This window comes from Pseudomonas leptonychotis (genome assembly GCF_004920405.1).
In the GTDB taxonomy this organism is placed as follows: domain Bacteria; phylum Pseudomonadota; class Gammaproteobacteria; order Pseudomonadales; family Pseudomonadaceae; genus Aquipseudomonas; species Aquipseudomonas leptonychotis.
The window spans coordinates 279,345-287,932 of sequence record NZ_RFLV01000004.1 but is presented as its reverse complement, the minus strand read 5'-3'; the positions used below and the strand labels follow the sequence as shown (position 1 = coordinate 287,932).

Here is an 8,588-nt window from a genome sequence, read left to right as displayed (position 1 = left end):
CGTTCACCCCAAGCGTCAACGTGACCGACACCACTAACCTGATCACCGTCGCCGCGACTTACACCGACACCGCCGGTAACGCCGGCACCGGGGCCAGCAGCGCCAACTACCAGATCGACACCCAGGCGCCGACTGCCACCATCACCATGGCAGATAGCGCCCTCAGCATCGGCGAAACCAGTCTCGTCACCTTCACCTTCAGCGAAGCCGTTACTAATTTCGCTAATGCTGACGTGACCGTGCAGAACGGTGCCCTGAGCACACTGAGCAGCAGCAATGGCGGTGTCACCTGGACCGGTACCTTCACCCCAAGTGCCAACATAACCGACACCACTAATCTGATCAGCCTGGCCAACACCTACAACGACCTGGCGGGTAACGTCGGCACTACGGCCACCAGCGCCAACTACCAGATCGACACCCAAGCACCGACTGCCACCATCACCATGGCCGATAACGCCCTCAGCATCGGTGAAACCAGTCTCGTCACCTTCACCTTCAGTGAAGCCGTTACTAACTTCGCTAATGCTGACGTGACCGTGCAGAACGGCACCCTGAGTACCCTGAGCAGCAGCAATGGCGGTGTCACCTGGACCGGGACGTTTACCCCGAGTGCCAACGTTACCGACACCACTAACCTGATCAGCCTGGCCAACACCTACAACGACCTGGCGGGTAACGCCGGCACCACGGCAACCAGCGCCAATTACCAGATCGATACCCAAGCACCGACTGTGGTAATCAGCACTAACGACAGCAACCTGTCCGTCGGGGATACCACAACACTGACCTTTACCTTCAGTGAGGCTGTCACTGGTTTTACTGCGGGAGATATCAATCCTTCGGGCGGCACTATTAGCAACCTGGTGCAATCGGTGGCTAATCCAGCAGTTTGGACAGCCTCATTTACCTCAACAGGCGGTGGGTCGCCTCGCGTTAGCTTGCCTGCTGGCAGCTATAACGACCTAGCAGGCAATGCGGGTAATGCGGGCAGCCTGAACCTCAACAGTGACCCTATCGCCGTTAATGATAATTACCTGGTTTCTGGGCTTGTAGGTCAGTACTTCGGTTACAACGAGACCACGAATGGTGCCAACCTGACCAACCTAAGCCAGGTTGAAACATTTATTAGTGGACGTGCGCCCACAGCTACTTTTTCCGCTACCAGCCTTAACTATGGGCCCGTAAGCAATGGCGGCTTAGGCAATGACACAAACCTACAGTCCTTTCTGAAAGGAGATGCTGGCAGCCTGTCGAGTGACCCTGGCAATACGTCTGATGCCATTATCAAACTCAATGGCATCGTTAATCTGGCGGCTGGCACGTATCAGTTCCGTGTAACGGCAGATGACGGCTACAGCATCCGCATTAATGGCCAGACAGTTGCCGAATACAACGGCAACCAAGGTGCCACCGCTCGTGAATCGTTGACATTCACTGTTCCGCAAGGCGGCACTCAGCAGATAGAGATCGTTTACTGGGATCAGGGCGGTGCGGCGCAGTTGACTATCGAACTGCGGCCACAAGGCGGATCCTACAGCGTGCTCGGCGGCAGTTCGTTGCAACATGAAAACCCGGCCTTGGTGACCAACGAAGATCAGGCGCTGACCATCACTCCGTCCACATTGCTCGGCAACGACAGCGACCCAGATGGCAATGCCATCAACATTCTGAGCGTGCAAGGCGCAACTCAGGGTTCGGTCGCACTGGTTGGAGGTAATGTGGTGTTTACCCCGAACGCCAATTACAACGGCCCAGCCACCTTCACCTACACCGTAAGCGACGGCCTGGGCGGGCTTGCGACGGCCACGGCGACTATCGGCATCAAAGCCGTCAACGATGCGCCTGTGGCAGTTGCCGATAGCGCTACAACCAACGAAGACACGCCTGTAATTATCAATGTGCTGGCCAACGACACGGATGTTGACGGTGACCTCCTGACGGTAACCGGGGCCACGGCCAGCAATGGCAGCGTGGTAGTGAACGCCAACAACACCCTGAGCTTTACCCCGGCCAGCAACTTCAGTGGCACGGCATTGATTCAGTACAGCATTACTGATGGTAAGGGTGGCACCTCCAGCGCCCAGGTAAGCGTGACGGTCACACCGCAAGCCGATGCACCATTGCTCTCGCCGGTGTCCAATATTTTTGCCCTAAGCCCAGGTGCCACGGTCATTTCGACGGGTAGCACCGACACGCCGATCAATACAGCCGCATTCAACGCCGGTGATGGTATTTCACAAGCCAATCTAGAAGCCGAGCTGGGCCTGGCTGCTGGCTTCCTCGACAATCGCTTTAATCCAAGCGGGCCAAATGTTAATCACAACGGTAATGTTGATGTAGTCGACGGGAAAACTACTCAGTCGAACTACAGCATGGCAGGCGGCACCACCGTCAATTGGAACTATGCCTTCACCAATGGGGAAGATATCTCGAGCGAAGTGCAGGCTGGTTACAACGACCTGGTGGTATTAATCGTAACGGGCCCTAACGGTAACCGTGAAACCTTCCTAGTGGACTCCTCAGAGTCTAAGTTCCCAAGTCTCACCAGTAACGGCACATTCAGTTATACCGCGACCCAGAGTGGCAACTACAGCTTCAGCTGGCTGGTACTCAATGGCCGCGACAGCCTCAAAGACTCATCACTGTCATTGTCCAGGGCTAACTTCAGCCAAAGCGGCAGCGCCATGCTGTACGGTGCCCCAATTGCACTCCTACTCGCAGCACAGCTGGTCGACAAAGATGGCTCTGAGTCTCTGAGCCTCGTGCTTTCGGGGCTGCCCAATGGTGCCAGCCTGAGCGCGGGTACCAACAATGGCAACGGTAGCTGGACGCTGGCCGCCAGCGATCTAAGCAACCTGCACTTGTTGCCGCCTGCTGGCTACACCGGCACGCTGAACCTAACGCTAACCGGCACCGCGACAGAAACGGCTAATGGCAGCACGGCCAGCAGTACGCAGTCGTTTAGCGTGACTGTCGATGAGACCACCAACACTGTGACCACAGCGACTGCCGGTAACGACACACTTACAGGCACATCAGGCAACGACCTAATCCGTGGTTACAACGGCGATGACACCCTTAACGGCGGCGCCGGTAACGACCTGATCTATGGCGGTGCAGGCAATGACACGCTAAACGGTGGAGCCGGTAACGATCACCTTTATGGCGGTATCGGTAATGACACGCTGAATGGCGACGCCGGTAACGATTACCTCAGCGGTGATGCCGGTAACGACATCCTCAATGGGGGCGAGGGCGATGACATCCTGCGCGGCGGCCTGGGCAACGACACCCTCACAGGCGGTGCGGGTAGAGACCTGTTGCTCTGGCAGCGTGGCGACCTGGGGAATGACGTGGTCAAAGATTTCAATATCAGCGGCACATCGCGAGACACCATCGACTTGCATGACCTGCTACAAGGCGAGAATGACGGCAATATTCTCAACTACCTGCGCGTAGACACCGCCACCTCCACTCTGCAAATCAGCACAACTGGGGTGCTCAATGCCACAGGTAGCAACGCCGACATGACGATCAAACTGGAAAATGGTGGTAATCCGGTCAATATCAACCCTGGCAACCTGAGTCAGGCCGATCTGGTCAACTCGCTGATCGCCGGTGCGGACCCCATGATCAAAGTCGACCACACCTGATCAACCCAACCCCGCTACCATAAGGTGGCGGGGTTGTATTATTCGGGGCAGCCAACAAGGCAAGGAGCGGTCGATGTTGTATGTAAAGCGGGACGCCTGGGGCAATTTGCAGCAGGTGGAAGCAGCGCCTTTCGAAGGTATGGACGGCGAACTACTGGCCGATAGCCAGGAAGCTCAAGCCTGGTATGCCAATCAAACAGTCGAAAGCAGCCTGTTGCAACTCAAGCAAAGCGATCTGGACATGATTCGGGTGCTGGAAGATTTGATCACCGTACTGATCCGTAAAGGCGTAGTGCGCATTACTGATCTGCCGGAGGCGGCGCAGGGCAAGCTGGTAGGCCGCAGTAAGGCGCGGGATGCACTGGGTGGTTTGCACCGGTTGATCAATGACGATGAGTCAGAGCTTATCTAACGGTTTGCTACCCAGGCGGCTTCTGGATCGCACGCCCCATTGTTACTGCGAAATGGAAGCCTATCGTCGCGACGGTCTGCTCATAACAAATCGTCCCCAATCCCTATAGTCATTGCTCAGGCTGCCGCACCGCACGTCACTCAGCGCCAAGGTCCTGGCTCATCGAATAGGCGCCCTTGTACGCCGTTGATGCCCATAACACGCAGCATTCGCCACTCCCCTTCGCTTTCCACTCGCTCGGCAATCAGCGGCAGATCGATGCTGTTGGCTGCACGCTGCATGGCCTCGATAAACAGACGTTTGTCATTCTCCTGATCGATGTCCACAGCACTTGCGAGGGTAGTTGGCCGCAAACAATAAGGGCTGTTTGCGATGGCGGTCGCATTGCCCGCAGCAGGTAATGCGACCGCTAATCAAACACAGGCTTGGCCGTTTAAAGCTTGGGTAAACCACGCAGATGGATAAAGCCGAACAGCAGCACTTGCACGCGGTGCCACCAAGGTTGCGGCAGATTGACCAGGCGGGCATTGAACAGCAGCAGCTCGCCAACATGGGCCAGCAACATGGCACCGGCAATCAGGTTGACTGTCAGGTACCAGCCCTCTCCCATGGGGTAAATCAGGTTGAGCAACGCGAGCAACCAGAACGTCGCCAGTGCGCCTCTGACAAACAGCAGAACAGACATGAATCACTCCGTGGTCAGGTGAATAACCGCAGGCCAGCAGGCCATGAATAACGCCCTGCTAGTCTGCCCTGAACCTGCTCGGCGCCTATCCGCACTTTGGTCGGGTCGAGCCGCTATCAACTCATTCAGCGCAGCGTCAGAGCAATCGGCGCTTCGCTGAAATCGAAGCAGCCGAGGAACGATTTGATCTCCAGCAAGCTGCCATCGACCTTCACATCACCCAACAGCGCGCCCTTGAGTAAACCGTTCTCGCCGCTCATCACGGTATCCAAGTATGTCTTGTCGAGGGTCAGCTTGAGCGTGGTGCCCGCGGGAATGCCCTGATGCAGTTGCACCACACCGCGGCGCACTTCTAACGCCCACTCCTCGCCAATATCCGGGAAGCTGAAGCCCAGGGTCAGTTCGACATCATTGGCCTTGTCTGGGTCGACCCGAGTAATCCAGTTTTGCAGGAAGACTCGCGCCGGAAAGGTTTTCAGCATGTCGGCCGAGAGAAATGCGCTGCGCATGCTCAGTGCCATCTGCTGCACCTCATCACCGTCCAGCTTGCCTTCCAGCTCCATAGCACTCATCAAGTACCAGTTGCGCCAGTTGATATTCATGCTCGCGTAACCGAGTTTGCGGAAGCTGCGGGCCTTGATATCGCGGGCCAGCGGGTCATCGTGATCAAGACGGATGGCATAGCCTGACAATTCGGCGGCCCACTGATAATCGCCTTCGAGGTACGCATCACCGGCAGCCAACAATACCTTCTCACGCCCGCCCATCAGGGCAACCAGACGCTGCGCCTTATCCTGCGGTGGCAGTGGGTCCAGATCCACCGGGTCACCTTGAAACCAGCCCAGGTAGCCGTTGTAGATCTGCCGCACGCTGTGTTTCACGGTGCCGTAATACTCACGCAAATAAGGCGTGTAACCCGCTAGATGTGGCGGAAGTTTGACCTTCTCGACCAACTCATCCGGGGTCAGACCCTTATTCATCCAGCGCACGGTTTGATCATGGATATAAGCAATACCGTCGCGGGTCATGCGCAGCACTTCCTCAACGTTTTGCTCGCCACTGACGGGACGCCCATGCAACGGCACCATATGTTCGGCCCGGTAGGCGCGCAGTTTGTCCAGACTCTCGACCCACACCACCGGGTCGCGGAACTTGGTGCCGCGCAGCGTATGGATGTTCGGCAGGGTCGGCCCCTGCTCCACTTCGGCGCTAATCAGCACACGATTATCCGCTAGGTAAACGATGATCTCGTCCGGCGCTTCGCTAGGCACATGTAAAAATTGCAGGTCCAGACCGGCGATGCGGGTGTCGAGCTTGTCTTTGAAGGTCAGAGTCGGCGCAATAAACGTCGAGGCCTCAGCCTTGGCCAACGGACCGATACCCGCGTTCATCTGTTCATGGTCAGTGGCCGGTAACGCAGCCCCGAAGCTGTAGCCGGAACGCACCGAGAGTATCGGGCCAACCAGCGCACCTTGGGCCACCACATTAGCCAACAAGGTTTCATGGGCAATGATCTGCACCTCGCCACTGCGCACCTGCTCCTCCGTGACGAAGGCCTTCACGCCATTGATATGGTCCGGATGAAAGTGGGTGTAGACCACCGCCTTAACCGGTTTGTCGGTGATTTTGCGGAATTCAGCCATGATCTTGCGCGATTCACTGACCGACTCGCCGGTATCGATGATGATCAGCCCTTCCGGCGCCTCAATCATCGCTACGTTACCCAGCTGCCAACCAACGGCGGAGTAGACGTTGTCGGCAATCTTGTAGACCTTTTGCGCAAAATGCTTGGTGTGTTCGGCCAGTTCCGGGTTGATCGAGGCCGAGATCTGTTCATCCGGCAGGGCCGCGTGGCTCGCCAAGGGTAACGTCAGGCTCAGCAGCACCGCAGCAATTCGAGTGAGTGGAAACATGTGAGAGGCTCATTGTGATTGGCAGTGCTGGCAGATTGGTCAATCAACGCCAATAATTCCAATGCATTCCAAACCAAACATTGATGCAGAGCACGCATGAACGATCTACGCCAACTTCGTCACTTCATCGCCCTTGCCGAGCATGGCCATTTCGCGCGTGCCGCCGAGGCCATACACCTTAGTCAACCCGCACTGAGCCGCAGCATTCAAGCGTTGGAGGCCAGCCTCGACTGTAACCTGGTCGACCGGCACAGCCGTGGTATCAGCCTGACCACCCATGGCCAACTGGTATTGGAACATGCGCAACGCCTGCTGGCGGGTAGCCGCGCACTAAAGAACGCCGTCAGCCAGCTGGGCAATCTGCAAACCGGTGAACTGCGTCTGGGAGCCGGCCCCTACCCGGCCGCGCGCCTGGTGCCACGAGCCCTAGGACGTATGGCGCAGCGCTACCCACGAGTGCGCATCAATCTGCAGATTGGCAATTGGCAGGAGCTGCGTAGCAGCCTACTGGATGACGCCGTGGAACTGTTTGTCGCCGACAGCCGTGAGCTGCTCGCCGACCCTTTATTGTGCATCGAGCCACTGCAACGCCACAGCGGCGTGCTGTTCTGCCGCCCCAACCATCCGCTACTGCAGCAACCGGCGCTGCGCATGCATGACCTGCTTGATTATCCCCTGGCCGGCACCCAGCTCCCGCAGACAGTGGAGCAGAACTTGCGCGCACTCAGTAACCGCGAGCAGCCACTGAGTATTCAATGCGACAACTTTATGGTGCTCAAAGCCCTGGTGGCCGATAGCGATGTGCTGAGCATGGCACCTTGGGATGTGGTGGCTGAGGATATCCACGCCGGCCGCCTAGCCCAATTGCCGCTGGAAGCAGGCGCGTTGACCGAGCAATCGGCCTACGCCCTAATCAGCCGCGCCGGGCATAGTCTGTCACCGGCGGCGCAGGTTATGCGGGAAGAGATACTGGCCGAAGATCAACTCTTCGGCCGTCAGCTAGAGGACGCGTCGGGCTCGTAGCGCACCTAGATATGGCAGTCAGTTGCGCTGGCGCTCCCAACCCTTACGCTCATCGCGTCGGTCATCATCACGGCGCTCGCCACCCCGTTGTGCATCGTGACGCTGTGAGCGCTGCTGGTGATAGTTGTTGCGGGAGTGGTCGCGATCACGACGGCCATCCCAACCAGCGTGTGGTTGCACTACGCGGTAATCATGGCGCTTGTGGTATTGATTCGACTGGTAATGACGCGGCTGCGGGGCCGGGACGTAATAGCGCGGTGGGTGACGGTGCTCATCGTAGCGGCGCCCGTCATGGTGGTAAGCCTTGTAGCGCGGCTGCGGCACCACGTACACCGGGTAGCGTTGCACCTGGTAATAAGTATTCGAATGGCCACGATCATAACCACGGTGGCCATAACCACTGCCGCCGCCATAGACCGCACAACCGCTTAAAGACAAAACCAACAACGCCAGCAGCATGGATTTGTATGACATAGCGGCCTCCTCGACCGCAGGTGCGGCAGCGACCGTTGTCGCTGCCAGGGATTACTCCCAGTACATAGACAACGGCTGCGTCGACTGTACCGATCACAAATCGGTCATATTTCATGACAAATCATTTCACAGCTGACGCTGCCGCACTGCGCAACACTGGCACCGCCTGACCGCTGCCATAAGCCGTTTTAGCAGCGACCCTTCTTGGCCTGGCCGGGGGGGCAATGAGGTGGGCCGCCACCATCGTGGCCATCGCCGCCATTGCCGATATCGACGCCGATGCCCGGCAACCGCAAGCTGCAGGCTGGCAGCGAAATCAATAGAAAACCTGCCATCAACAAACCGATTAACGCTTTCATCGTAAACCTACCTTCTTATTGTTACAGCGACGGACATGATTGCCCGCCGTTACTACTTCTGCGACC

7 protein-coding genes and 1 pseudogene are annotated in these 8,588 nt (G+C 57.4%); 3 read left to right on the top strand and 5 right to left on the bottom strand.

Annotated features, from left to right (window positions below; genetic code table 11):
• The coding region (locus tag D8779_RS18085; protein WP_205895843.1) for an Ig-like domain-containing protein at window positions 1-3,656 on the top strand (3,656 nt) is incomplete at its 5' end.
• Window positions 3,657-3,729: 73 nt separating this feature from the next.
• Window positions 3,730-4,068 (top strand): tryptophan synthase subunit beta, encoded by a 339-nt coding sequence (locus D8779_RS18080; protein WP_136665860.1) that lies wholly within the window; start codon window positions 3,730-3,732, stop codon window positions 4,066-4,068.
• Window positions 4,069-4,208: 140 nt separating this feature from the next.
• Here the strand turns inward: D8779_RS18080 and D8779_RS18075 are convergent.
• From D8779_RS18075 to D8779_RS18065, 3 genes and pseudogenes are all read right to left on the bottom strand, one after another.
• Window positions 4,209-4,388 (bottom strand): annotated as a pseudogene (locus D8779_RS18075) (EAL domain-containing protein); the annotation flags it as partial.
• A 113-nt stretch (window positions 4,389-4,501) separates the two neighbouring features.
• Window positions 4,502-4,753 (bottom strand): DUF1145 domain-containing protein, encoded by a 252-nt coding sequence (locus D8779_RS18070; RefSeq protein ID WP_136665859.1) that lies wholly within the window; start codon window positions 4,751-4,753, stop codon window positions 4,502-4,504.
• A gap of 125 nt (window positions 4,754-4,878) precedes the next feature.
• On the bottom strand, window positions 4,879-6,666 hold the full coding sequence (locus D8779_RS18065) for an alkyl/aryl-sulfatase (protein ID WP_136665858.1): 1,788 nt from the start codon (window positions 6,664-6,666) through the stop codon (window positions 4,879-4,881).
• 96 nt (window positions 6,667-6,762) lie between these two features.
• Between D8779_RS18065 and D8779_RS18060 the strand changes: the two genes are divergently transcribed.
• Entirely contained in the window at window positions 6,763-7,689 is a 927-nt protein-coding gene (locus D8779_RS18060) for a LysR family transcriptional regulator (RefSeq protein WP_136665857.1), read from the top strand.
• 18 nt (window positions 7,690-7,707) lie between these two features.
• On the opposite strand, the gene D8779_RS18055 is transcribed toward D8779_RS18060, so the two are convergent.
• A complete protein-coding gene (locus D8779_RS18055) occupies window positions 7,708-8,163 on the bottom strand; it encodes a hypothetical protein (protein ID WP_136665856.1) in 456 nt (151 codons plus the stop codon).
• A 188-nt stretch (window positions 8,164-8,351) separates the two neighbouring features.
• Window positions 8,352-8,522: a hypothetical protein gene (locus tag D8779_RS20570; RefSeq protein ID WP_167492591.1), complete on the bottom strand. Its 171-nt coding sequence runs from the start codon at window positions 8,520-8,522 to the stop codon at window positions 8,352-8,354.
• Between the last annotated feature and the right edge of the window lie 66 nt (window positions 8,523-8,588).